Origin of the sequence: Pseudomonas sp. Irchel s3a12 (genome assembly GCF_900187485.1) — a bacterium.
In the GTDB taxonomy this organism is placed as follows: domain Bacteria; phylum Pseudomonadota; class Gammaproteobacteria; order Pseudomonadales; family Pseudomonadaceae; genus Aquipseudomonas; species Aquipseudomonas neuropathica.
On sequence record NZ_FYDN01000001.1, the window covers coordinates 345,478 to 370,382 of the forward strand.

21 protein-coding genes are annotated in these 24,905 nt (G+C 59.4%); 14 read left to right on the plus strand and 7 right to left on the minus strand.

Going from position 1 to position 24,905, the window contains the following annotated elements; translation table 11 throughout:
• The first annotated feature begins 142 nt into the window (after positions 1-142).
• The 5 genes from CKW14_RS01595 to CKW14_RS01615 all read left to right on the plus strand — a co-directional run bounded on the left by CKW14_RS01595 (position 143) and on the right by CKW14_RS01615 (position 6,540).
• A complete protein-coding gene (locus CKW14_RS01595) occupies positions 143-1,462 on the plus strand; it encodes a hypothetical protein (protein WP_095124480.1) in 1,320 nt (439 codons plus the stop codon).
• Positions 1,463-1,714: 252 nt separating this feature from the next.
• Entirely contained in the window at positions 1,715-2,197 is a 483-nt protein-coding gene (locus tag CKW14_RS01600) for a MarR family winged helix-turn-helix transcriptional regulator (protein ID WP_077573642.1), read from the plus strand.
• On the plus strand, positions 2,187-3,656 hold the full coding sequence (locus CKW14_RS01605) for an efflux transporter outer membrane subunit (protein WP_095124481.1): 1,470 nt from the start codon (positions 2,187-2,189) through the stop codon (positions 3,654-3,656). Before CKW14_RS01600 ends, CKW14_RS01605 begins: the two co-directional genes overlap by 11 nt.
• A gap of 15 nt (positions 3,657-3,671) precedes the next feature.
• On the plus strand, positions 3,672-4,874 hold the full coding sequence (locus CKW14_RS01610) for an efflux RND transporter periplasmic adaptor subunit (protein WP_008082123.1): 1,203 nt from the start codon (positions 3,672-3,674) through the stop codon (positions 4,872-4,874).
• A 136-nt stretch (positions 4,875-5,010) separates the two neighbouring features.
• A complete protein-coding gene (locus CKW14_RS01615; RefSeq protein WP_095050765.1) occupies positions 5,011-6,540 on the plus strand; it encodes a DHA2 family efflux MFS transporter permease subunit in 1,530 nt (509 codons plus the stop codon).
• Positions 6,541-6,759: 219 nt separating this feature from the next.
• Here the strand turns inward: CKW14_RS01615 and lpxH are convergent, their stop codons facing one another.
• Positions 6,760-7,506 (minus strand): UDP-2,3-diacylglucosamine diphosphatase, encoded by a 747-nt coding sequence (lpxH, locus tag CKW14_RS01620; protein ID WP_095050764.1) that lies wholly within the window; start codon positions 7,504-7,506, stop codon positions 6,760-6,762.
• Complete coding sequence (locus CKW14_RS01625; RefSeq protein ID WP_095050763.1) at positions 7,503-8,009, minus strand: peptidylprolyl isomerase; 507 nt, start codon at positions 8,007-8,009, stop codon at positions 7,503-7,505. Before CKW14_RS01625 ends, lpxH begins: the two co-directional genes overlap by 4 nt.
• A 250-nt stretch (positions 8,010-8,259) precedes the next feature.
• On the opposite strand from CKW14_RS01625, the gene CKW14_RS01630 reads away from it, so the two are divergent.
• The 3 genes from CKW14_RS01630 to CKW14_RS01640 all read left to right on the plus strand — a co-directional run bounded on the left by CKW14_RS01630 (position 8,260) and on the right by CKW14_RS01640 (position 12,942).
• On the plus strand, positions 8,260-9,957 hold the full coding sequence (locus CKW14_RS01630) for a glutamine--tRNA ligase/YqeY domain fusion protein (protein WP_016986557.1): 1,698 nt from the start codon (positions 8,260-8,262) through the stop codon (positions 9,955-9,957).
• Positions 9,958-9,978: 21 nt separating this feature from the next.
• A complete protein-coding gene (gene cysS, locus CKW14_RS01635; protein WP_016986558.1) occupies positions 9,979-11,361 on the plus strand; it encodes a cysteine--tRNA ligase in 1,383 nt (460 codons plus the stop codon).
• Positions 11,362-11,724: 363 nt separating this feature from the next.
• Positions 11,725-12,942, plus strand: coding sequence for an MFS transporter (locus CKW14_RS01640; protein WP_095048094.1), 1,218 nt, complete (start codon positions 11,725-11,727; stop codon positions 12,940-12,942).
• A gap of 175 nt (positions 12,943-13,117) precedes the next feature.
• Here CKW14_RS01640 and CKW14_RS01645 read toward each other — a convergent pair whose 3' ends face one another.
• The gene (locus CKW14_RS01645) at positions 13,118-14,971 is read right to left on the minus strand and encodes a sigma-54-dependent Fis family transcriptional regulator (RefSeq protein WP_095124482.1); all 1,854 of its coding nucleotides are present in this window, start codon (positions 14,969-14,971) and stop codon (positions 13,118-13,120) included.
• Between the two features lie 380 nt (positions 14,972-15,351).
• Here CKW14_RS01645 and CKW14_RS01650 point away from each other — a divergent pair, with 380 nt between their 5' ends.
• Genes CKW14_RS01650 through CKW14_RS01675 form a run of 6 tightly spaced genes read left to right on the plus strand, consistent with a single transcriptional unit; the run spans position 15,352 to position 21,301 of the window.
• Positions 15,352-16,446 (plus strand): ABC transporter ATP-binding protein, encoded by a 1,095-nt coding sequence (locus CKW14_RS01650; protein WP_095048092.1) that lies wholly within the window; start codon positions 15,352-15,354, stop codon positions 16,444-16,446.
• On the plus strand, positions 16,446-17,555 hold the full coding sequence (locus CKW14_RS01655) for an ABC transporter ATP-binding protein (RefSeq protein ID WP_095124483.1): 1,110 nt from the start codon (positions 16,446-16,448) through the stop codon (positions 17,553-17,555). The genes CKW14_RS01650 and CKW14_RS01655 overlap by 1 nt, the downstream gene beginning before the upstream one ends.
• The gene (locus CKW14_RS01660) at positions 17,552-18,418 is read left to right on the plus strand and encodes a carbohydrate ABC transporter permease (RefSeq protein ID WP_007912484.1); all 867 of its coding nucleotides are present in this window, start codon (positions 17,552-17,554) and stop codon (positions 18,416-18,418) included. The genes CKW14_RS01655 and CKW14_RS01660 overlap by 4 nt, the downstream gene beginning before the upstream one ends.
• A gap of 9 nt (positions 18,419-18,427) precedes the next feature.
• A complete protein-coding gene (locus tag CKW14_RS01665; protein ID WP_003192012.1) occupies positions 18,428-19,228 on the plus strand; it encodes a carbohydrate ABC transporter permease in 801 nt (266 codons plus the stop codon).
• Positions 19,229-19,238: 10 nt separating this feature from the next.
• A complete protein-coding gene (locus CKW14_RS01670) occupies positions 19,239-19,511 on the plus strand; it encodes a DUF2160 domain-containing protein (RefSeq protein WP_007912485.1) in 273 nt (90 codons plus the stop codon).
• Positions 19,512-19,558: 47 nt separating this feature from the next.
• Entirely contained in the window at positions 19,559-21,301 is a 1,743-nt protein-coding gene (locus tag CKW14_RS01675) for an ABC transporter substrate-binding protein (protein ID WP_095124484.1), read from the plus strand.
• A gap of 240 nt (positions 21,302-21,541) precedes the next feature.
• Here CKW14_RS01675 and CKW14_RS01680 read toward each other — a convergent pair whose 3' ends face one another.
• From CKW14_RS01680 to CKW14_RS01695, 4 genes are all read right to left on the minus strand, one after another.
• Positions 21,542-21,919 carry a type II toxin-antitoxin system VapC family toxin gene (locus tag CKW14_RS01680; RefSeq protein ID WP_008083738.1) on the minus strand — a complete coding sequence of 126 codons (378 nt, stop codon included), beginning with the start codon at positions 21,917-21,919 and terminating at the stop codon, positions 21,542-21,544.
• Positions 21,916-22,254: a type II toxin-antitoxin system Phd/YefM family antitoxin gene (locus tag CKW14_RS01685; protein WP_256587172.1), complete on the minus strand. Its 339-nt coding sequence runs from the start codon at positions 22,252-22,254 to the stop codon at positions 21,916-21,918. Before CKW14_RS01685 ends, CKW14_RS01680 begins: the two co-directional genes overlap by 4 nt.
• Before the next feature lie 234 nt (positions 22,255-22,488).
• Entirely contained in the window at positions 22,489-23,922 is a 1,434-nt protein-coding gene (locus tag CKW14_RS01690; RefSeq protein ID WP_095124485.1) for a heavy metal sensor histidine kinase, read from the minus strand.
• Positions 23,919-24,593, minus strand: a complete 675-nt coding sequence (locus CKW14_RS01695) for a heavy metal response regulator transcription factor (RefSeq protein WP_095124486.1) — start codon at positions 24,591-24,593, stop codon at positions 23,919-23,921. Before CKW14_RS01695 ends, CKW14_RS01690 begins: the two co-directional genes overlap by 4 nt.
• Positions 24,594-24,905: the final 312 nt, after the last annotated feature.

A 24,905-nucleotide genomic window follows, 5' to 3' on the forward strand; every position in this document is an offset into this window, starting at 1 on the left:
GTTAAACACGCCGTTTGCCGATGGACATCAGGCGATTCTTAGAACACGTTCCCGCGCCTGCGCAAACGCGGCGATGTATTAGACTCACCACAGCCTGAAAACCGTGCAGGTTGTGCGGCCCCCGGTTCACCAGAGAGGTCATATGATCCGCTTGAGTATGGTCTTGCTCGGTCACGAATTCGTCCGCAAGCGTTGGTCTGCGCTGGCGCTGACGGGCATCGTCTGGGGCGCGGCCGGTGTGGGCATCTTCATTGATGCGCTGGACGGCGTGCTGTATTTCCCGCTGCATCTCTTCGGCTATCTGTTGTTGCTCGAAGCGCTGATCCTGCTGCTGGTGCCGGCACCGCAAGCCGGAACTGCTGCGGCCCTGCGCAGAGCGCGCGGACTGGCTTTTCTCTTGCTGGGGCTGCTGATTGTCGACCGGCAACATGCCGCCGGGCTGATTCTGGCGGTGCTGTTTGGTGGGGCTTTTCTGCTCGATGGCGGCTTTCGGTTGGCGGCGGCGCTGGTGGTGCGCTTTGTCGGTTGGCAGGTGTCGTTGCTGGCGGGGTTGTTCGAAATCGGCTTTGGCGTGTTTATCCTCGAGCCGTATCCGACGCTGTATAAGGGCACGGTGCCGTTTTGCATTGGCATGAGCCTTTTCCTGACCGGTTGCGCCTTGTTGCGGCAAGCCGTGCGCTTCAAAAACCAGCTGCCGCTGACAAGCCCTTTGTCGGTCAGTGCGCCGGCCAGCAGCGATGCGTTGGTGATTCACGTCTGGACCCCCAGTGGCACCGTCGACGACACCTTGGTGCGCAATCGCCTGCTCAACCGCTACATCGCGGCGGTCGATATCAACGGCGTGATCTCCGCCGGTCATGCGGCGCTGGAATGTGGCCCGGACATTTACATCAGCCATTACCCACAGGACGACATCGATCGTTCGGCGGGGGATTTTGTGCGATTGCTGCGGGCGACGCCGAACAACGATGTCGCCGGCAGATTTTTACCGGATTATGCGGGGGAGGTGGCTGACTGGTGTCCGTCTTCGGTGCAGGTCAGTTTTGCCCACTATGACGCCCGGCGCCTGCATGCGTTCTGGACTGAGTATCGGCAGAACAGCACTTACAACCTGACCAGTCGCAACTGTTCCAGCGCCGTCGCCCATAGCCTCGAAGCGGCCTTGGAAGGGGCGATGAACCGGGGGCATTCGAGCATGCTGGATTTCGCCCGGATCATTTTCAGTCCCGAGTTCTGGGTTGCCGCGCAAGTGCGCAAACGGGCAGAGGCGATGGCGTGGACGCCCGGACTGGTGCTCGATTATGCGCGGGCGTTGCATGCCGCCATCGAGCCGGCACCGCCGGGTTGGCACAGCATTTATGCGGTGAGCAAGCGTGCGTTTGGGTATGTGGGCACTGCGTTGCGGGGGCGTGAGGTACATCCTGTGCAGCCGCCACCTGTGCATCCTTCCGACGATTCCTGACCGACGTTACACCAAGTTGCCCCCATCGCTGGCAAGCCAGCTCCCACAGGTTTCTGCGGCGTGCATGAATTTCGTGTGCGACACGGACCCTGTGGGAGCTGGCTTGCCAGCGATGGCGTCTATGTGGGCACCACAAACCCCAGCCCATTGGTCAACAATTGCAAAGCAACCTAACTATTGCGTTGACATTCGCTGCCTAGGCAGTAACATCTCGACATACATTCACTGCCTAGGCAGTTATTAGGTGAGCAAATGAAGCATTTCACCCCGGACGAATTCAAACATTGCCATCTCGGCCTGTTGCTGGGCCGTGCGGCGCTGCTCAAGGACCGGATCATCGACACCCACATGGAACCCCACGGCATCACCGCCGCGCAGTTCAAGGTGTTGATCATCATGGCCCAGTTCGGCGTCGATACCCCGGCCGAGCTGTGCCGGCATCTGTCGCTCGACAGCGGTTCGATGACACGCATGCTCGATCGTCTGGAGCAGAAAGGCTTTCTGGCTCGCCAGCGCAGCGAAGGCGATCGCCGTCAGGTGCAACTCAAGCTGACCGAGCAAGGCCAGCAACTGGCCGATCGTCTGCCGCATATCGGCGCCGATGCGATGAATGAACTGGCCGGCGCCGTCACCCCGGACGAGTTGAAGACCCTGGAATACATCCTCAAGAAAATTCTGCTGGCAGCCGGTGACCCGATCACCATCCAGCGGTTAGGTGAACACAATGAGCGGTAAAACCTTGCGCAGCAGCCTGACGCTGGTGCTGTCGGCGATGATCCTCGCCGGTTGCGCCAACTACAGCGGCCTCGACACTTCGGGCGCGAGCCTCGATGCGAAGAACCTGAAAGTCGGCCAATCTCTCAACGGCGTGACCCTGTCGCCGGCCGCGTGGCCGAAAAGCGACTGGTGGACCAGCCTCGGCGATCCGCAACTCGACGGCTTGATCCGCGAAGCCCTGCACGACAGCCCGGACATGCAAATCGCCGAAGCGCGCGCCCATCAGGCCAGCGCCGCCGCGTATGCCGCCGACGCCGAACGCTATCCGACCCTCGACGCCAGCGCCGGCATCAGCCGTTCGCGTCTGGCCAAGGATCAGGACCCGCGAGGGCAGGGCGATGCCTACGCCACCGTGCGTAACGTCAGCGCCGGTTTCAATTACAACTTCGACCTCTGGGGCGGCCAGCGTGATGCGTGGGAAGCCGCACTGGGCCAGGCTCGCGCCGCTGAGGTCGATCGTCAGGCTGCACAACTGACCCTCGCCGCCGACGTCGCTCGCGCTTACAGCGATCTCGGTCAGGCACACATCGTTTATGACCTGGCCAACGAAGACCTCAAACGCACCAAGCAGATGCTCGACCTGAGCCAGCGTCGCCTGAGTTCCGGGATCGACAGCCAGTACCAGTTCCAGCAAACCCAGAGTCTGGAAGCCAGTTCCGAAGCCAGCCTGATCGACGCAGAAAAACGCTTGAACAGCGCCAAGATCGCCTTGGCCGTACTGCTCGGCAAAGGCCCGGATCGCGGCAACGAAATTGCCCGACCGAAAGTCCTGCAAGCCAGCGCTGTCGCCGTACCGTCGGTGTTGCCCGCTGAACTGCTCGGTCGTCGTCCGGATCTGGTCGCCGCACGTTGGCGCGTTGAAGCGGCGAGCAAGGATATCGACTCGGCGAAAACCCGCTTCTATCCCAACTTGAACCTGTCGGCCTCGGCCGGTGCCGAGTCTTTGTTGGGTGACGCGATGTTCGGTTCGGCCAGTCGCTTCTTCAACATTGCCCCGACCATTTCGGTGCCGATCTTCGACGGCGGACGCCTGCGCGCCAACCTCGATGCGCGCGACGCCGATTACGACCTGGCGGTGGCGCAGTACAACAAAAGTCTGGTGAAGGCACTGGGCGACGTCAGCGACACGCTCAACCAGTCGCGTGACATCGGCCGGCAGATCGGTGCGCAGCAACACGCCACCGACATTGCCCAGGACTCTTACAACACCGTCGTCCAGCGTTACGGTTCCGGCATCGGCAACTACCTGGACGTGCTCAGCATTGAGCAGCAATTGCTGCAGGCCCAGCGTCAACTGGCCAACCTCAATGCCGAGCAGATCGACCTGTCGATTCAACTGATGCAAGCGCTGGGCGGCGGCTTCCAGGGTGACACCCTGACCGCAGCCAACGCCAGCCCAGCCACGCCGCACAACTAATTCAAGGTACTTGTCATGGCCACTGCCGAAAACACCCAAGCTCAAGGCAACACCCCGGACACCGGTAACCCGCGCAAACGCAAAGTGATGCTGCTGGTGCTGGCCGTTGTCGTCGCGCTCGCCTGCGCCGGCGTCTGGGCGTATCACGAATTCATCGGGCGCTTTAACGAAAGCACTGACGACGCCTACGTCAACGGCAACGTTGTCGAAATCACCCCCCTGGTGACCGGCACCGTGGTCAGCATTGGTGCTGACGATGGTGATCTGGTTCACGAAGGTCAGGTGCTGATCAACTTCGACCCGAACGACGCTGAAGTCGGTCTGCAAAGTGCCCAGGCGAAACTGGCGCGCACCGTGCGTCAGGTACGCGGCCTCTACAGCAACGTTGACGGCATGAAAGCCCAGGTCAATGCGCAACAGGCCGAAGTACAGAAGGCGCAGGACAACTACAACCGCCGGAAAAACCTAGCGCAGGGCGGGGCGATTTCCCAGGAAGAACTGTCCCACGCTCGCGACGACCTGACCTCGGCGCAGAACGCCCTGGCCAACGCCAAGCAGCAGCTGAAAACCACCAGCGCGCTGGTCGATGACACCGTGGTGTCGTCGCATCCGGACGTGATGTCGGCGGCTGCAGATCTGCGTCAGGCCTACCTGACCAATGCTCGTAGCACTTTGATCGCGCCGGTCACCGGTTACGTCGCCAAACGCACCGTGCAACTCGGTCAGCGTGTGCAGCCGGGCACCGCGTTGATGGCGGTGATTCCGCTGGATCAGCTGTGGATTGACGCCAACTTCAAAGAAACCCAACTGCGTGACATGCGCATCGGCCAGCCGGTCGACATCGAATCCGACATCTACGGCAGCGACGTGAAATACAGCGGCACCGTCGACAGCCTTGGCGCCGGTACCGGTAGCGCGTTTGCTCTGCTGCCGGCGCAGAACGCTACCGGTAACTGGATCAAGATCGTTCAGCGTGTGCCGGTGCGGATTCACATCAACGCTGAAGAACTGGCCAAGCATCCGCTGCGCGTTGGCCTGTCGACCAATGTTGAAGTGAACCTGCACGACCAGAGCGGCCCGGTATTGGCACAGCAGCCTCCACAAAAGGCTTCGTTCAGCACCAACGTCTACGATCGCCAGCTGGCCGAAGCCGACGCGATGATTGCGCAGCTGATCCACGACAACAGCGCAGCGGTGAGCAAAACCGCGCAACGCTGATCCCTCACCCTGTGGGAGCGAGCCTGCTCGCGAAAGCGGTGGGTCATTCAGCATTTATTTGTCTGAAAGGCCGCCTTCGCGGGCAGGCTCACTCCTACAGAGAGCCCGGCGCTAATCAGGTTTCATAGGATTCACAATGAGCAATAACGCCTCTTTCACGCCGCCCAGCCTGTTGCTCAGCACCATCGGCCTGTCGCTGGCGACGTTCATGCAAGTGCTCGACACCACCATCGCCAACGTGGCGCTGCCGACGATATCCGGCAACCTCGGGGTGAGTTCGGAGCAGGGCACCTGGGTGATCACCTCGTTCGCCGTGAGCAACGCGATTGCGCTGCCGCTGACCGGTTGGCTCAGCCGCCGTTTCGGCGAGGTGAAGCTGTTTCTCTGGGCCACCATTCTGTTTGTGCTGGCCTCGTTTCTCTGCGGTATCTCAACATCGATGCCGGAACTGATCGGCTTCCGCGTGCTGCAAGGTCTGGTCGCCGGGCCGCTGTACCCGATGACGCAAACCCTGCTGATCGCGGTCTATCCGCCCGCGAAGCGAGGCATGGCCCTGGCGTTACTGGCGATGGTCACGGTGGTTGCGCCAATTGCCGGGCCGATCCTCGGTGGCTGGATTACCGACAGTTACAGCTGGCCGTGGATCTTCTTCATCAACGTGCCGATCGGCATCTTTGCGGTGATGGTAGTGCGCTCGCAACTGGCCAAACGTCCGGTGGAAACCAGCCGTCAGCCGATGGATTACGTCGGCCTGATCACGCTGATCATTGGTGTTGGCGCGTTGCAGGTGATCCTCGACAAGGGCAATGACCTGGATTGGTTCGAGTCGAACTTCATCATCATCGGCGCGGCGATTTCGGTGATCGCGCTGGCGGTGTTCGTTATCTGGGAAATGACCGACCAGCATCCGGTGGTCAACCTGCGGCTGTTCGCCTACCGCAACTTCCGCATCGGCACGCTAGTGTTGGTGCTCGGTTACGCCGGGTTCTTCGGCATCAACCTGATCCTGCCGCAGTGGTTGCAGACACAAATGGGCTACACCGCGACCTGGGCCGGTCTGGCCGTAGCGCCGATCGGCATTCTGCCGGTGCTGCTGTCGCCATTTGTCGGCAAGTACGCTAACAAGTTCGACCTGCGTTTGCTGGCCGGACTGGCGTTTCTGGCGATTGGCTTGAGTTGCTTTATGCGCGCCGGATTTACCAATGAAGTGGATTTCCAGCACATTGCGCTGGTGCAGTTGTTCATGGGCATTGGTGTGGCGCTGTTCTTTATGCCGACCTTGAGCATTCTGATGTCGGACCTGCCGCCGAGCCAGATTGCCGATGGTGCTGGTCTTGCGACTTTTCTGCGGACGTTGGGCGGTAGCTTTGCGGCGTCGCTGACCACGTGGATCTGGATTCGCCGCGCGGATCAGCATCATGCGTATATGAGTGAGAGCATCAGCACTTTCGAACCGGCGACTCGCGAGACCTTGAATCATTTGGGCGGGGCGAGCCAGTCGGCTTATGCGCAGATGGATCAGATTTTGACGAGCCAGGCGTACATGCTCTCCACCGTGGATTACTTCACGCTGCTGGGCTGGGGGTTTATGGGGTTGATTCTGATTGTGTGGCTGGCGAAGCCGCCGTTTGCTGCGAAGGCGGGGCCTGCGGCTTCAGGGCACTAAGGTCAAAAGCCCCTCACCCTAACCCTCTCCCGGGGGGAGAGGGGACTGACCGTGGTGTGCTTTCGAGGTACGCCGACCTGAGTCACCGATTTGAACTCCGGTTTGGGGAAAGCGTGATTTGAGATCGGGAGTCGAGCGCGGGTTTTGAGCTGCACTCGGTCGGCTCCCTTTCCCCCTCGCCCCCTGGGGGAGAGGGCTGGGGTGAGGGGGAAGCGATCTTCAGCCGTGCGGCAAAGCCAGCGGCGGGGCGAAGTCGAACGGCGCCAAGGCGTAACCGCTTTCATCCACCTGCAACGCCCACCCCTGACGATCCCAATCCCCCAACACAATCCGCTTCGCCGCTTGTTCACCAAGCTGCAACTTGTGAATCGCCGGGCGGTGGGTGTGGCCATGAATCAAGGTTTTCACGCCAAACGCCTGCATGATCCGCGGAATCTCTTCAGGCGTGACATCGACAATGTCATTGGCCTTCATCCGCGTCTGTGCACGGCTTTCACTGCGCAGCTTGCGCGCCAGTTTATGGCGGCTGCTCAAGGGCAGGTTACGCAGGATGAACAGCGTGATCGGATTACGCAGATAACGCCGCAGCTTCATGTAGCCGACGTCGCGGGTGCAGAGGCTATCGCCGTGCATCAACAGCACCGGCTCGCCGTAAAACTGCACGACACTCGGGTCCTTCAACAACGTACAGCCGGCCTGCTTGCAGAAGGCCTTGCCGAGCATGAAGTCGCGATTGCCGTGCATCAGAAAAATTGCCGTGCCGCTGTCGCTCAGTTCGCGCAGGGCCTGGCAGATGGAACGCTGGAAGGGCGTCATGGCGTCGTCGCCAATCCACGCCTCGAAGAAGTCGCCGAGGATGTACAGCGCACTCGCCGAGCGGGCGCGTCCGGCGAGTAAATCCAGAAACGCCCGGGTAATGTCCGGGCGCTCCTCTTCCAGATGCAAGTCTGAAATCAGCAATATCACGCTTCGATGATCTCGGCTTTCTCGATGATCACGTCGTCTGCTGGTACGTCCTGATGGCCGGCCTTGGAGGTAGTCGCCACGCCTTCGATCTTGTCGACAACGTCAGTGCCTGCAACGACTTTACCGAACACTGCATAACCCCAGCCCTGAGCGGTTTTGGCGGTGTGGTTGAGGAAACTGTTGTTGGTGGCGTTGATGAAGAATTGCGCCGATGCCGAATGCGGGTCCATGGTGCGAGCCATGGCCAGGGTGTACTTCTCGTTCTTCAGGCCGTTGTCGGCTTCGTTCTGGATGCTTGGACGCTTGTCTTTCTTTTCCTGCATGCCAGGCTGGAAACCACCGCCCTGGATCATGAAACCCTTGATCACACGGTGGAAAACCACGTTCTCGTAGTGACCGGCTTTAACATATTCGAGAAAGTTGGCAACGGTGATTGGCGCTTTTTCCGCGTCCAGTTCGATGACGATGTCGCCGAAGTTGGTGGTCAGTTTGACTTGAGTCATGATCGCTACTCTTTATAAGGAATTCGTGGGCAATGGGACATTTCTGCCCGTTACCGGTTCAGCCCGTAGGCCAAGGTGCGCAGTTTAGCGTGACAGGCGCGAATTTCGAGGCTGTTTTTCCAAATCCCTGCGATTAAATGCGCTCCTTTATAGGCCGTGCTCTGTCAGCCCCTTGACAGCATCGGCTATGATAGCGGCTTTGTTTTGTCTGGCCCCCTCTGCGGCCGCGCACATGTAAGTCAAGGATCCTATGAGCAAGCCCACTGTCGACCCTACCTCGAATGCCAAGTCCGGCCCTGCCGTGCCGGTCAATTTCCTGCGGCCGATCATCCAGGCAGACCTGGACTCGGGCAAGCACACCCAGATCGTCACCCGTTTCCCGCCGGAGCCCAACGGCTACCTGCACATCGGCCACGCCAAGTCGATCTGCGTGAACTTCGGCCTGGCCCAGGAGTTCGGCGGCGTCACGCACCTGCGTTTCGACGACACCAACCCGGCCAAGGAAGACCAGGAATACATCGACGCGATCGAAAGCGACGTCAAATGGCTGGGCTTCGAGTGGTCCGGTGAAGTGCGCTACGCCTCGCAGTATTTTGACCAGTTGCACGATTGGGCCGTCGAGCTGATCAAGGCCGGCAAGGCTTACGTCGACGACCTGACCCCTGAGCAGGCCAAGGAATACCGTGGCAGCCTGACCGAGCCGGGCAAGAACAGCCCGTTCCGCGACCGTTCGGTAGAAGAGAACCTCGACTGGTTTGCGCGTATGCGTGCCGGTGAGTTCCCGGACGGCGCCCGCGTGCTGCGTGCCAAAATCGACATGGCCTCGCCGAACATGAACCTGCGCGACCCGATCATGTATCGCATCCGTCACGCGCATCACCACCAGACTGGCGACAAGTGGTGCATCTACCCGAACTACGACTTCACCCACGGTCAGTCGGACGCCATCGAAGGCATCACCCACTCGATCTGCACCCTGGAATTCGAAAGCCATCGTCCGCTGTACGAGTGGTTCCTCGACGCACTGCCAGTGCCGGCGCACCCGCGTCAGTACGAGTTCAGCCGTCTGAACCTCAACTACACCATCACCAGCAAGCGCAAGCTCAAGCAACTGGTCGATGAAAAGCACGTCAATGGCTGGGACGATCCGCGCATGTCCACGCTGTCGGGCTTCCGCCGCCGTGGCTATACGCCGAAATCGATCCGCAACTTCTGCGAAATGATCGGCACCAACCGTTCCGACGGCGTGGTCGACTTCGGCATGCTCGAATTCAGCATCCGTGACGACCTCGACCAGACCGCGCCACGCGCCATGTGCGTACTGCGTCCGCTGAAAGTCGTCATCACCAATTACCCGGAAGGCCAGGTCGAGAACCTCGAACTGCCGCGCCACCCGAAAGAAGACATGGGCGTACGCGCGCTGCCATTCGCCCGGGAAATCTACATCGACCGTGACGACTTCATGGAAGAGCCGCCGAAGGGCTACAAGCGCCTGGAACCGGCCGGTGAAGTGCGTCTGCGCGGCAGCTACGTGATCCGTGCCGACGAAGCGATCAAGGACGCCGATGGCAACATCGTCGAACTGCGTTGCTCGTACGACCCGGAAACCCTCGGCAAGAACCCTGAAGGCCGCAAGGTCAAAGGCGTGATCCACTGGGTGCCGGCCGCGGCCAGCGTCGAGTGCGAAGTGCGTCTGTACGATCGTCTGTTCCGTTCGGCCAACCCTGAGAAGGCTGAAGACAGCGCGAGTTTCCTCGACAACATCAACCCTGATTCGCTGCAGGTACTCACCGGTTGTCGTGCTGAGCCATCGCTTGGCAATGCACAGCCGGAAGACCGTTTCCAGTTCGAGCGCGAAGGCTACTTCGTTGCGGATTTGAAGGACTCGAAACCAGGTCAGCCGGTATTCAACCGTACCGTGACCCTGCGTGATTCGTGGGGCCAGTGATTCAGCGTCAAGGGAAATAACGTGCTAACGATCTACAACACGCTCACCAAGAGCAAAGAAGTCTTCAAGCCGCTGGATGGCAACAAGGTGCGCATGTACGTCTGCGGGATGACCGTGTACGACTACTGCCACCTTGGCCACGGCCGCAGCATGGTCGCGTTCGACCTGGTGACCCGCTGGTTGCGGTTCAGCGGTTACGACCTGACCTACGTGCGCAACATCACCGACATCGACGACAAGATCATCAACCGGGCCAACGAGAACGGCGAATCGTTCGAAGCGTTGACCGAGCGTATGATCGCGGCGATGCACGAAGATGAAGCGCGCCTGAACATCAAGAAGCCGGACATGGAACCGCGCGCTACGGATCACATTCCGGGCATGCACGCGATGATCCAGACCTTGATCGACAAGGGTTACGCCTACGCCCCGGGCAACGGTGACGTGTACTACCGCGTCGCCAAGTTCATGGGCTACGGCAAGCTGTCGCGCAAGAAAATCGAAGACCTGCGCATAGGCGCGCGCATCGAAGTCGACGAGTCGAAACAGGACCCGCTGGATTTCGTGCTTTGGAAAGCCGCCAAGCCGGGCGAGCCAAGCTGGGAATCGCCGTGGGGCGCCGGGCGTCCGGGCTGGCACATCGAGTGCTCGGTGATGTCCACCTGCTGCCTCGGCGAGACGTTCGACATTCATGGCGGCGGCAGCGACCTCGAGTTCCCGCACCACGAAAACGAAATCGCCCAGAGCGAAGCGGCCACCGGCAAGACCTACGCCAACGCGTGGATGCATTGCGGCATGATTCGCATCAATGGCGAGAAGATGTCCAAGTCCTTGAACAACTTCTTCACCATTCGCGACGTGCTGGAAAAGTATCACCCGGAAGTCGTGCGTTACCTGCTGGTGTCGAGCCACTACCGTAGCGCGATCAACTATTCGGAAGACAACCTCAAGGACGCCAAAGGCGCACTCGAGCGTTTCTACCACGCGTTGAAAGGCCTGCCGACCGTGGCGCCGGCGGGCGGCGAAGCCTTCGTCGAGCGTTTCACCACGGTGATGAACGACGACTTCGGCACGCCGGAAGCTTGTGCTGTGCTGTTTGAGATGGTGCGTGAGATCAACCGTCTGCGTGAGAGCGATCTTGATGCAGCGGCAGGTCTGGCGGCGCGTCTGAAAGAGCTGGCGAGCGTGTTGGGTGTGTTGCAGTTGGAGGCGGATGACTTCCTGCAGGCGGGCGCTGAAGGGCGTGTCGATGCGGCAGAGGTTGATGCACTGATTGCGGCGCGTCTGGCGGCGCGGGCCGGGAAGGATTGGGCTGAGTCGGATCGGATTCGTGATCAGCTGACGGCGATGGGTGTTGTGCTGGAAGACGGCAAGGGTGGGACTACCTGGCGTCTGGCTGACTGAGATCAGGAACGCGGAGCGTCCCAGGCTGCATTCCCACGCGGAGCGTGGGAACGATCAACAAAACCCGCCTTGTGCGGGTTTTTGTTTGGCCGCCAGAAAAGCCCCTCACCCTAACCCTCTCCCAGAGGGAGAGGGGACCGAATGGGGGATGTTTAGGAAATACGCCGACTTGAACGTGCTGCTTTGAATCCATAATCGACTGTTTTTTTCAGGTCGATGCACAACGCCAGACACTTCGGTCAGCTCCCTCTCCCCCTGGGAGAGGGCTGGGGTGAGGGTTGCTTTTGACGTTCGCGTAGGTCTTGATGTCGGCAACGCCTTCAGCCGGATGCTGAGCGGCGACGAATATCGAATGGAGACACCATGGCCAATCACTACCGCGAACTGCTAACCACCCCCGGCGCCACCGGGCTAGTGCTCGCGAGTTCCATTGCACGCTTGCCGCAGGCAATGATCGGCATCGGCATCATCACCATGCTGGTGCAGCAAACCGGGGTGTACTGGCTGGCCGGCGCAGTCGCCGGTACTTTCACCCTGGCCAATGCGTTGCTCGGCCCGCACATCTCGCGACTGGTCGATCAACATGGCCAGAGTCGCGTACTGCCCATCGTCACCGCGTTCAGCATTGCCATGCTGCTGGCGCTGATCACCGCCGTTTACCTGAGAGCGCCCGCCGCGGTGTTCTTTGTACTGTCGGCCTTGGCGGGGACGATGCCGAGCATGCCATCGATGATCCGCGCGCGATGGTCGCAGTTGTTCCGGGGCAAGCCGCAGTTGCACACGGCGTTCTCGCTGGACACCGTATTGACCGAACTCGCCTACATCATCGGCCCGCCACTGGCGATCGGTCTGAGCGTGAGCTTTTTCGCCGAAGCCGGGCCGCTGGTTGCGGTCGGGCTGTTGGCTGTCGGGGTCACGGCGTTTCTGCTGCAACGCCAGACAGAGCCGAAGGTTGTCGTCGGTCACGCCAGCCATAGCGGCTCAACCTTGCTGATCCCCGGCGTGCGCACCATTGTCCTCGCGTTGTTAGCGATGGGGGTCATTGGCGGAGCAATCGATGTCGCTGTTGTCGCCTTCGCCAATGCGCAAGGCTGGCCGGGGGCGGCGACCTTCATCCTCGCGGCCTATGCGTTCGGCTCACTGGTGGCGGGCCTGACGTTTGGCGCGATGAGGGTTTCCCTGGCGATCGAAAAACAGTTCCTGATCGGGATATTGGTCACGGCGTTCACTGGCGTGCTGCCCATTTTTGCCACGGACGTTTATGTCCTTTCAGCGACGCTGTTTATTGCCGGCATCTCGTTTGCGCCGACGATGGTGGTGGTCATGAAGCTGGGGACGATCATCATCCCGCCGTCGCGGATCACCGAAGGGCTGACGTGGATGACCACCGGTATCAGCATTGGCGTTGCGCTGGGCGGCATGCTGGCGGGGCTGGTGATTGATGCGTGGGGCGCGCGGGCGGGGTTTGGCGTGGCCATTGGCGCTGGGATCATGATGGTGGTTGTTGTGATGGTGGGATTGCGCACATTGGAGGCGGCTTCGGTTGCGCATGTTGAGCCGGAATTTTCGCCCTCACCCTAGCCCTCTCCCCCAGGAGAGGGGACTGAATGGGGGATGTTCAGGAAATACACCGACCTGAGCGATTTGCGCCGAATCCATAATCGCCACGATCTTTCAGGTCGATGTCCGGCGCCATACACCTCGGTCAGCTCCCTCTCCTGGGGGAGAGGGCTGGGGTGAGGGGAACCGGATTCACTCAACCCTCAATCTGCCGCAACCGCTTGTAAAGCGTATTCCGACTCACCCCCAACCGTCGCGCCAGGTGCGAAATATTCCCCCCGGCCGCTTTCAACTCCCGGTTCAACGCTTCCAAATCATTCAAATCAACCCCCAGCGGCGCCGCGCTCTCCACCGGCTCCATCTCCAGATCAACAAAAAAATCATCCGGCAAATGCTCCAGCCTCACCGGCTGCTCCTCAGCCATCGCCAACGCCACCTGCATCACGCTACTGACCTGACGTAAATTCCCCGGCCACGGATGACGGCTGAACAACTCCAGCACCTCCTGACTCAATCCCGCCCACTGCGTCGGCTCGCGATGCTGTTCCCACAACCGTTTAAACAACGCCTCTTTATCACTGCGCTCTCGCAATGGCGGCAGCTCCAGCGTCAATCCACCAATGCGGTAATACAAATCCTCACGAAACCGCCCCAACTGCACTTGTTCACGCAAAGAGCGGTTAGTCGCCGAAATGATCCGCAAATCCACCGCAAACAACTCGCTGCTGCCCACCGGTTGCACGCAACGCTCCTGCAGCACCCGCAACAACCGCGCCTGCGTCGGCAACGGCATATCGCCGATTTCATCGAGGAATAACGTGCCTCTGTCAGCCTTGCGAATCAGTCCGATGCTGCCTTTCTGATTCGCGCCGGTGAACGCGCCTTTCTCGTAACCGAATAATTCGGATTCCACCAGTTCGGCGGGGATCGCCGCGCAGTTGACGGCGATAAACGCCTGTTTGCTGCGCGAGCTGGCCTGATGCAGAGCTTTGACGAAGACCTCTTTGCCGACACCGGTTTCGCCATGGATCAGCAGCGGAATGTCTTTCTCCAGCAAACGCTCAGCCTGGCGCACAGCTTTCTCCACGCGACTGTCGCCGAAGTGCAGGGTGCTGAGGCTGATAGCGCCCGCGGGTGGTTTTAATGGCACTTCAATGCTTTTCGGTTCGGCAAACACCCGAGGCTGAATTGGCGCCTGTTTCGGCCGCTTCAACAAACATTGAAAACGGTTACGCCCGGACGTCTGCAAGGCAAACGGCAACCCGTCGGGCTGATTGATCAACTCCAGCAGTGACACCTTGAACAGGCTTTCAACGCTGACCCGCGACAAGCGCACGCCGAGCAAATTGTCCGCCCGGCGATTGGCCGACAGCACCTGACCGCTCTCATCAAAGATCAACAACCCGGCCCACTGACTGTCGAGGTTGTTCAACCCGGTGTTGAAGGTCAGTTGAAAGTGCTGGCCATGGAACAGGTTGAGGATCAGCCGGTTCTCCACGGTCTGGCTCATCATCTTGACCATGCCCAAAGTGTGCGAGGGCGGCAGGTAGCTGTCGCTGGACACATCGAGCACCGCGATCACCTTGCGTTCGGCGTCGAAAATCGGCGCGGCGGAACCGGTCATGAAACGGTTGGCTTTCAGGAAGTGTTCATCGTGTTCGATGTGCACCGCTTGTTCACACGCCAGCGCCGTGCCGATCGCATTGGTGCCGCTGCAGCGCTCCATCCAGCTCGCCCCAGCCTGAAACCCCCGGGCCAGATTCGGCTCGATAAAGCGTTGCGTGCCCCACGAGGTCAGCACCTGGCCCTGATTGTCGGCAAGCATGATCAGGCAGTTGGAATTGCTGAGGATGTTTTCGTAATAGGGCAGGACTTCCTGGTGCGTGGTCTGCACCAGTGAATGGTGGCTGTCGAGCAACTGCGCGATGCCGGCGGCGGGCAGTTGATCGAAGGCTGGGGTGCTTTGGTGGTCGAGACCGAACGCGCGGCAACGTTGCCAGGAAGTCTGGACGATCGCGTCGTGGGACAGCGGCGGGGCAGGTGCGGCCATGGCAGTGGGCCTCTGATGCAGCGATTTTTATTGTTGTTATGAACCCGATCTTCGAAACCTGCACAGATCCCTGTAGGAGTGAGCCTGCTCGCGATAGCGGTCTATCAGACGGATTTGCATTGACTGACACACCGCTATCGCGAGCAGGCTCACTCCTACAGGGATCTTCCGTGTTTACGAGATCGGGCAAAAAGCGTTCATAGAGTGTTGTTCACTATTGTTCATTGTCAATCGCTCAACTGTTCAAATGTGTTCAGCAATGAACGCCTGTTCTCCGCGCTTTCAACGATTTTCGCGACAAATCAATCACTTGCCATTTCTGGCACGAAACTCGCTCCCGTGCACAGGTCGCTTGACTCCAATAATAAAAAGGCCGAGCCATGTCACTCACCCTGGAGCACGTCAGCCGTACCGTCGAGGGCCAGATCTGGATCGACGATGCGTGCCTGAAATTCGAACCTGGTTCTTTCAACGTTTTGCTCGGCCGCACGCTGTCCGGCAAAACCAGCCTCATGCGTTTAATGGCCGGTCTGGACAAACCGGACAGCGGCCGAATCCTGATGAACGGCGTCGACGTTACCCAACGTCCGGTGCGTCTGCGCAACGTGTCGATGGTCTATCAGCAGTTCATCAACTACCCGACGATGACCGTGTTCGAAAACATCGCCTCGCCGCTGCGCCAGGCCGGCGTTTCCAAAGAGATCATCCACAGCAAAGTGCAGGAAACCGCGAAGATGCTGCGCATCGAGAAGTTTCTGCAGCGCTATCCGCTGGAGCTGTCCGGCGGTCAACAGCAACGCACCGCCATGGCCCGTGCGCTGGTCAAGGATGCCGAGCTGATCCTGTTCGATGAGCCGCTGGTCAACCTCGACTACAAACTGCGCGAAGAGCTGCGCCAGGAAATGCGCGAGCTGTTCAAGGCGCGCCACACCATCGCGATCTACGCCACTACCGAACCCAACGAAGCGCTGGCACTCGGCGGCACCACGACCATTCTTCACGAGGGCCGGGTGATTCAGAGCGGCCCGTCGACCTCGGTGTATCACCAGCCACAAAGCGTGCTCGCCGCCGAGTTGTTCTCCGAGCCGCCGATCAACCTGATGCCTGGGCGTATTGCCGGTAATGAAGTCAGTTTCGCCAATTTCGTGCACTTCCCGTTGAACGTCGATCTACGCCCGGTGGGTGAGGGCGAGTTTCGTTTTGGCGTGCGCCCCAGCCATATCTCGCTGGTGCCGAGCAACGATGACGATCTGGAATTGGCAGTGACCGTCGAAGTCGCCGAGATCAGCGGTTCGGAAACCTTCCTGCACGTGCGCAACGAGCATTTCCTGCTGGTGCTGCACCTGCCCGGCGTTCACGAATACGACGTCGATGCGCCGATCCGCATTTACATCCCGACCCACAAACTGTTTGTTTTCGATGCGCAGGGCCGGCTGGTGCAAGCACCGGGCCGGCGTGTCGCGAGGGTTGCCTGATGGCCGAAATCCGTTTGCAGCACCTCGCCCACAGTTACAGCAAAACCCCCAGCGGCGCCGAGGATTACGCGATCCGTGAGATGGATCACGTCTGGGAGCAGGGCGGTGCCTACGCCTTGCTCGGGCCGTCGGGTTGCGGCAAGTCGACCTTGCTCAACATCATTTCCGGCCTGCTCAGCCCTTCGCAGGGCCACGTGTTGTTCGACGGCAAAGCGGTCAACGACCTGACGCCGGAGAAGCGCAACATCGCCCAGGTTTTCCAGTTCCCGGTGGTCTACGACACCATGACCGTGTTCGATAACCTCGCTTTTCCCCTGCGCAATCAGGGCATGGCCGAGGCGAAAGTGCACAGCAAGGTGCAGGAAATCGCCGAAGTCCTCGACCTGCAAAACCTCCTGAGCAAGAAGGCGCGCAACCTCACCGCTGACGAAAAACAGAAAGTCTCGATGGGCCGGGGTCTGGTCCGCGACGACGTTTCGGCGATCCTCTTCGACGAACCGCTGACGGTGATCGACCCGCACCTGAAATGGAAATTGCGACGCAAGCTCAAGCAGATCCACGAGCAGTTCAACATCACCATGGTCTACGTCACCCACGATCAGCTGGAGGCCTCGACCTTCGCCGATAAGATTGCGGTGATGTACGGCGGCCAGATCGTCCAGTTCGGCACGCCTCGGGAACTGTTTGAGCGGCCGAGCCATACTTTTGTCGGTTATTTCATCGGCAGCCCCGGGATGAACCTGATCGACGTGCAGCCACAACCCGGCGGCGTCGGTTTCGCCTCGACGCATCTGCCGCTGTCTGACGCGATGCAGCGACATATCGAACACGGCCAGTGGAAAAATCTGAAGGTCGGCATCCGCCCCGAGTTTATTCACGTGTGGGACGAGCCGTTTGATGACGCGATGCAGGCAAAGGTCGTACACGTCGAAGACCTCGGCACCTACAAGATCATGACCCTCGACCTCGACGGTGCACCGCTGAAAGTGCGTCTGGCCGAAGACAAACCGGTGCCCCAGGGTACGGCGTACATCAGTTTTCCGGCGCAGTGGCTGATGGTCTATGCCGATGAGTTTCTGCTTGAAGCCGATGAAGAGGTGCAGCCATGAACAAGGTGCAGAACAACAAGGCCTGGTGGCTGGTATTGCCGGTGTTCCTACTGGTGGCGTTCAGTGCGGTGATCCCGATGATGACCGTAGTCAACTATTCGGTGCAGGACATCTTCGACCAGTCCAGCCGCTACTTCGTCGGCGCCGACTGGTACAAGCAAGTGCTGCTCGATCCGCGTTTGCACGACTCATTGCTGCGCCAGTTCATCTATTCGGCGTGCGTGTTGCTGATTGAAATTCCGCTGGGTATTGCCGTTGCGCTGACGATGCCAACCAAGGGCCGCTGGTCGTCGGTGGTGCTGATCATTCTGGCGATTCCGCTGCTGATCCCGTGGAACGTGGTCGGCACCATCTGGCAGATTTTCGGCCGTGCCGACATCGGTCTACTGGGTTCGAGCCTCAACGCGATGGGCATCAGCTACAACTACGCGGCAAACACCATGGACGCCTGGGTGACGGTGCTGGTGATGGACGTCTGGCACTGGACTTCATTGGTGGCGCTGCTGTGTTTCTCCGGTTTGCGCGCAATTCCCGACGTGTATTACCAGGCCGCGCGCATCGACCGCGCCTCGGCCTGGGCGGTGTTCAGGCACATTCAGTTGCCCAAGCTGAAGAGCGTGCTGCTGATCGCGGTGATGCTGCGCTTCATGGACAGCTTCATGATTTACACCGAGCCGTTCGTGCTCACCGGCGGCGGGCCGGGTAACGCCACGACCTTCCTGAGTCAGACGCTGACCCAGATGGCCGTAGGGCAATTCGACCTCGGTCCGGCAGCGGCGTTTTCGCTGGTGTACTTCCTGATCATCCTGTTGGTGTCCTGGCTGTTCTACACCGCCATGACGCACTCCGACGCCAACCGCTGAGGCCCGGCCATGAGCAAAAGAAAGCTTATTCCGTTGCTGGTCTACATCCTGTTCCTGCTGGTGCCGATCTACTGGCTGCTGAACATGTCCTTCAAGAGCAACACCGAAATCCTCGGCGGCCTGACGCTTTTCCCACAGGATTTCACGCTGGCGAACTACAAGGTGATCTTCACCGATCCGAGCTGGTACACCGGTTATCTGAACTCGCTGTACTACGTGAGCCTGAACACGGTGATCTCGCTGAGCGTGGCGTTGCCGGCGGCCTATGCGTTTTCGCGCTACCGTTTTCTCGGCGACAAGCACCTGTTCTTCTGGCTGCTGACCAACCGCATGGCGCCGCCGGCGGTGTTTCTGCTGCCGTTCTTTCAGTTGTATTCGTCGATTGGTCTGTTCGACACGCACATCGCCGTAGCCTTGGCGCATTGCCTGTTCAACGTGCCGCTGGCGGTGTGGATTCTGGAGGGCTTCATGTCCGGCGTGCCGAAGGAAATCGACGAAACCGCCTACATCGACGGCTACAGTTTTCCCAAGTTCTTCGTAAAGATTTTCATCCCGCTGATCGGTTCCGGCATTGGCGTCACGGCGTTTTTCTGCTTCATGTTTTCCTGGGTCGAATTGCTGCTCGCGCGCACGTTGACCTCGGTAAACGCCAAGCCGATTGCGGCGGTGATGACGCGTACGGTGTCCGCTTCGGGCATCGACTGGGGCGTGCTGGCAGCGGCGGGGGTGTTGACCATCCTGCCGGGCATGCTGGTGATCTGGTTTGTTCGCAACCACGTGGCCAAGGGCTTTGCCCTCGGTCGGGTCTGAGGAGCTGATGATGGAATGGATGAGCTGGACCACGCCTACCGCAGCATTCTTCATCGTCATCGGCCTGATTCTGGTCGGCATGACGACGTGGGAATTGCGCTCGCCGAGCATCCTGCGGCGAGGTTTTCTGCCGATTGCCACCACCCGTGGCGATCGTTTGTTTATCGGTCTTCTCGGCAGCGCCTACCTGCATTTGCTGGTGATCGGCGCCACCGACTGGAGCATCTGGGTAGCGTCCGCGTTGTCCCTGGTGTGGCTGTTGGCTGTGATGCGTTGGGGCTAGTCGAGTCGTTCGGCAACGCGGCTCCACAACTTAAACAGGAGGTCTCTATGTTCGACAAAAACAATAAGCTGCGACATAGCATTTCATTGGCAGCCATGCTGGCACTCAGCGGTTTGAGCGCCGCCGCGTGGGCGGATGCCTACGAAGACGCGGCGAAAAAATGGATCGGCAGTGAATTCAAACCGTCGACCCTGACGGCCGAGCAGCAACTCGAAGAGTTGAAGTGGTTCATCAAAGCGGCCGAGCCGTTTCGCGGCATGGACATCAAGGTCGTTTCCGAGACCCTGACCACCCACGAGTACGAGTCGAAAGTGCTGGCCAAGGCGTTCAGCGAAATCACCGGGATCAAACTCACCCACGACCTGCTGCAAGAAGGCGACGTGGTCGAGAAAATGCAGACGGTGATGCAGTCGGACAAGAATATCTATGACGGCTGGGTCAACGACTCGGACCTGATCGGTACGCACTTTCGCTACGGCAAAACCGAATCGATCACCGACCTGATGGCCAACGAAGGCAAGAACTTCACCTCGCCAACCCTCGACATCAAGGACTTCATCGGCATCTCGTTCACCACCGCGCCGGACGGCAAGATCTATCAACTTCCCGACCAGCAATTCGCCAACCTCTATTGGTTCCGCGCCGACTGGTTCGAACGCGCCGATCTGAAAGCCAAGTTCAAGGAAAAGTACGGCTACGAATTGGGCGTGCCGGTGAACTGGTCGGCTTATGAAGACATCGCCAAATTCTTCAGCGAAGACGTCAAGGAGATCGACGGTAAACGCGTTTACGGGCACATGGACTACGGCAAGAAAGACCCGTCGCTGGGCTGGCGCTTCACCGATGCCTGGTTCTCCATGGCCGGTGGCGGCGACAAAGGGTTGCCCAACGGTTTGCCGGTGGACGAGTGGGGGATTCGCGTCGAGGACTGCCACCCGGTCGGCTCCAGCGTGACCCGTGGCGGCGACACCAACGGCCCGGCGGCGGTGTTCGCCACCACCAAGTATGTCGACTGGCTGAAGAAGTACGCGCCACCGGAAGCGGCGGGCATGACCTTCTCCGAATCCGGTCCGGTGCCGTCGCAGGGCAACATTGCGCAGCAAATCTTCTGGTACACCGCGTTCACCGCCGACATGACCAAGCCGGGCCTGCCGGTGGTCAACGCCGACGGCACGCCGAAATGGCGCATGGCACCGTCACCGCGCGGGCCGTATTGGGAAGAGGGCATGAAGCTTGGTTATCAGGACGTGGGTTCGTGGACGTTCATGAAGTCCACGCCTGAGAAACAGAAACTCGCGGCGTGGCTGTACGCGCAGTTCGTGACTTCCAAAACCGTATCGCTGAAGAAAACCATCGTCGGCCTGACGCCGATTCGTGAGTCGGACATCAACTCGCAAGCGATGACTGACCTGGCGCCGAAACTTGGCGGTCTGGTCGAGTTCTATCGCAGCCCGGCCCGCGTGCAATGGACCCCGACCGGCACCAACGTTCCGGACTATCCGCGTCTGGCGCAATTGTGGTGGAGCCACATCGCCGAAGCGGCCAGCGGCGAGAAGACTCCGCAGCAAGCGCTGGATGGGTTGGCGAAAGATCAGGACGCGATCATGACGCGCCTCGAACGCTCCAAGGTCCAGGCCACTTGCGCGCCGAAGATGAATCCGGAGCGCGATGCTCAGTACTGGTTCGATCAACCGGGCGCACCGAAGCCGAAACTGGCGAACGAGAAGCCGAAGGGCGAGACCGTGAGCTACAACGAACTGCTGAAATCGTGGGCGGATGCGCGTAAGTAAAAGCTGAAATGTGAAAGGCGAACGGCACCGGAAGGTGCCGTTTTTTTTTGCTGCCTTTGCCATTGCTATCGCGAGCAGGCGAAGGCCTACAGTTTTTTGCATCGTTCACAGATGCGGTGTACGCCGCAAACCTCTGTAGGCCTTCGCCTGCTCGCGATAGCGGTGTGTCATACGAAAAAGATATCGACTGACCCGCCGCCGTCGTCAGCAGGCTGGTTCCCACAGGTTCAGGGGAGGTGATTAGACTAAAACAGCCAGATCGGTGTACCGAGCAACCAAAGCATCGGCTGTGAGCAACTTCATCGGTTCGGTCATTGCTGTGGCCACGATAATGCGGTCAAACGGATCGCGATGATGGTGCTCAAGATCCTTCACGGCGATGGCGTGCTCTGCAGTCACTGGCAGTTCGATAAAGCCACTGTCGAGACAATATTGGCGGACTTCTTCCAGATCAACATTCAGCTTGCCGAGTCCGACCTTGATCGCCATTTCCCAGAAGGTGGCGGCGCTGATGTAGATTTCGGCGGCGTTCTCAATCAGTTTTCTGGCTTTGCCGGACAGTCTGGCGTCATCACTGAGCGTCCAGAGCAAAATGTGCGTGTCGAGCAGAAGCCTCATGCTTGAGTGCCCTCAAATGCATCAAGCATGTCATCGGGCAATGGTGAGTCGAAATCGTCCGGTAACACCAGTTTGCCTTTCATTGCGCCAATACGTTGAGCGCTGGGTTTTCCTACGGGAACGAGGCGAGCCATCGGCCGGCCATGCTTGGCAATCGTGATGACCTGGCCAGCAGCGGCATCATCGACGAGTTTGGATAAATTATTTTTGGCTTCAGCCAGCGGAACGATGATCATCAGCTCACTCCTGTATTCTGGATAAATATAGCCAGAATATTTCAGCGCTGCCAATCCATACACCTCTTCAGCCCATTCGCAAACGATATCCCTGTTCATTTTTTGCCTCTCGTCGGTATTCCATCTGCCAAGGCCTCCACCATAGAGCCATCTGCTCAAAACTGGCTGTAGGACAAAACGGAGGTTGCGGCGAGAGCTTTCGGCGTTTGTGTGGGGACGGGAGCAAATCGGTAAAAAATCGTACAAAAATATCGACTGACCCGCCGCCATCGCAGGCAAGCCAGACTCCCACAGGTTTCTGTGGCGTGCACAAAACGCTGCGTACACCGCAACTCACTGTGGGAGCTTGCCTGCAAGCGATGGGGCCATGGGCGGCACCGAAGGGAATCCGAGGCGAAACACGGTCATCGCCCCCGGCAGGCTCTTCACGTCGGCCACGCCGTGATGCAGGCTCATGATCGAGCGCACGATCGCCAGCCCCAATCCGGTACTGCCCTGCGAGCGCGAGCGGCTGCTGTCGACGCGGTAGAAGCGATCAAACAGATGCGGCAAATGCTGCGCCTCGATCCCCGCGCCAGGATTGCTGACCAGCAGTGACGTCTGCGTCGCGCCTTGCTCGATCAGCAACGTCACGGTTTTCCCGGTCGGACAATGCCGCAGCGCGTTGGACAGCAGATTGGAAATCGCCCGCTGAATCATCAACCGATCGCCCATCACCGAGGCGCTGCCGAGCACATTCAAATGAATCTGTTTGTCCTGCGCCGACAGCGAAAACATCTCCGCCACCTTCAGCGCTTCCGCCTCCAGTGCCACCGACTCAAAAGGTGCCAGCGCCGATGGATGACTCACCTGCGCCAGAAACAGCATGTCCGAGACAATCCGCGCCACGCGCTCCAGCTCTTCGGTACACGACACCAGCACATCCTTGTATTCCTCCACGCTGCGCTCGCGCGACAGTGTCACTTGCGCCTTGCCCATCAGGTTATTGATCGGCGTGCGCAACTCATGCGCCAGATCATCGGAGAACTGCGACAACTGCTGCACACCGGCATCCAGCCGATGCAGCATGACGTTGATGCCCTGCGCCAGTTCGCTCAACTCCTGCGGCATGTTCACCACTGACAGCCGATGATCCAGATCCTGGGTCGAGACCATTGCCGCCACTTTGCGAAACTCGCGCATCGGCGCCAGCCCGCGCTGCACCGCGCCCCAGGCAGTCAGGCCAATGAAGATCAGCAACAACGGCAAGGCAATCAGCGTCGAACGCAAATAGGCACTGAGCAGGGCCTCGTCATGGGCGTTGTCCATCGACAGCAGCACCGGTACGCGGGTGCCGTCCTTGAGGCCGATCAGCCTCGACGCGGTGAGGAATTTAGCGCCATCGGCGTCGGTGCTGGTCGAGTAGGCGAGGTCATCGGTGATCGCCCGCACGACCTTCAATTCAAGCCGCGGATCAGCCAGGCCGGTACCGGATTTGAGCAGTGGCGCACGTAGATTGGCGCGATCGTAAATCGTCAGTGTGAGGTTGTCGTGCCCCATCACCTGATCCAGCAGGATGTGCGGTTTTCCGCTGATTTCGTTGGCATCGGCGTACAGCGACAGGCTGTGCTCAACCTGCGCCATTTTCTTTTCCAGGCTGTCTCTGGAAAGGGCATTCAGCTCATGGGTCAGGGCGAAATACGCGAGGATCGCCAGAAACACCACTAGCAACGCGCCTAGCGTACTCACCGTCAGACCCAGGCGCATCGACAGGCTGGCCGGCTTCATTCCCGCGCCTCCAGCACGTAGCCGACACCGCGCAAAGTGTGGATCAGTTTATTGTCGAACGGCTCATCGATTTTGGCCCGCAATCGCCGGATCGACACTTCGACCACATTGGTGTCGCAGTCGAAATTCATGTCCCACACCAGCGAAATGATCTGCGTGCGGGTCAGCACTTCGCCTGACTGGCGCATGAGCAGATGCAGCAGGGCGAATTCCTTGGTGGTCAGGTCGATGCGCTGCTCGCCGCGAAACGCGCGATGACGCCCGGGATCGAGTTCCAGATCAGCGACTTTCAGTACTTGCGGTACCGGGATGTTTTCGCTGCGCCGCATCAATGTGCGCACCCGCGCCAGCAGTTCGGGAAACTCGAATGGCTTGACCAGATAGTCGTCGGCGCCCAGATCCAGCCCGCGAATCTTGTCGGCCAGACGCCCGCGCGCGGTCAGCATCATCACTCGCGTTGAGTGGGTGCGGCGCAATTGTTCCAGCACGCCCCAGCCGTCGAGTTCCGGCAGATTGACGTCGAGGATGATCAGGTCATAAACCTGTTGTTGCGCCAGATGCAGTCCATCGGCGCCAGTGGCCGCGTGGTCAACGATATAGCCACTTTCGGTCAAACCCTGATGCAAGTATTCGGCAGCTTTAAGCTCGTCCTCGATGACAAGGATTCGCATGATCTATCACCACTTTTATTTAATGGATATTTAATTAAGGGTGGCCGGGAAAGTTATTGTTTTTGTAAGGGCTTCCGGACGAGTTTTATTAACGACTAAATATGTTCTTACAGAGGTTTCTCTGTTTGCAGGCGTGCAAGGTAAAGGCTGTAGTCGCTACAGAGTCAACGAAAAACCTTTCGGTAAAGCCCTGAATAGAGCTGCTGCGACAGCCTGTCGCAGTATCCGTGAGCGTGCCTCATGAGAACTCGTTTCAGGCAAGTGCTGTTCGGCAGATAACTTCAGTGTATTTGTTTCCATGTATTGCGTAAT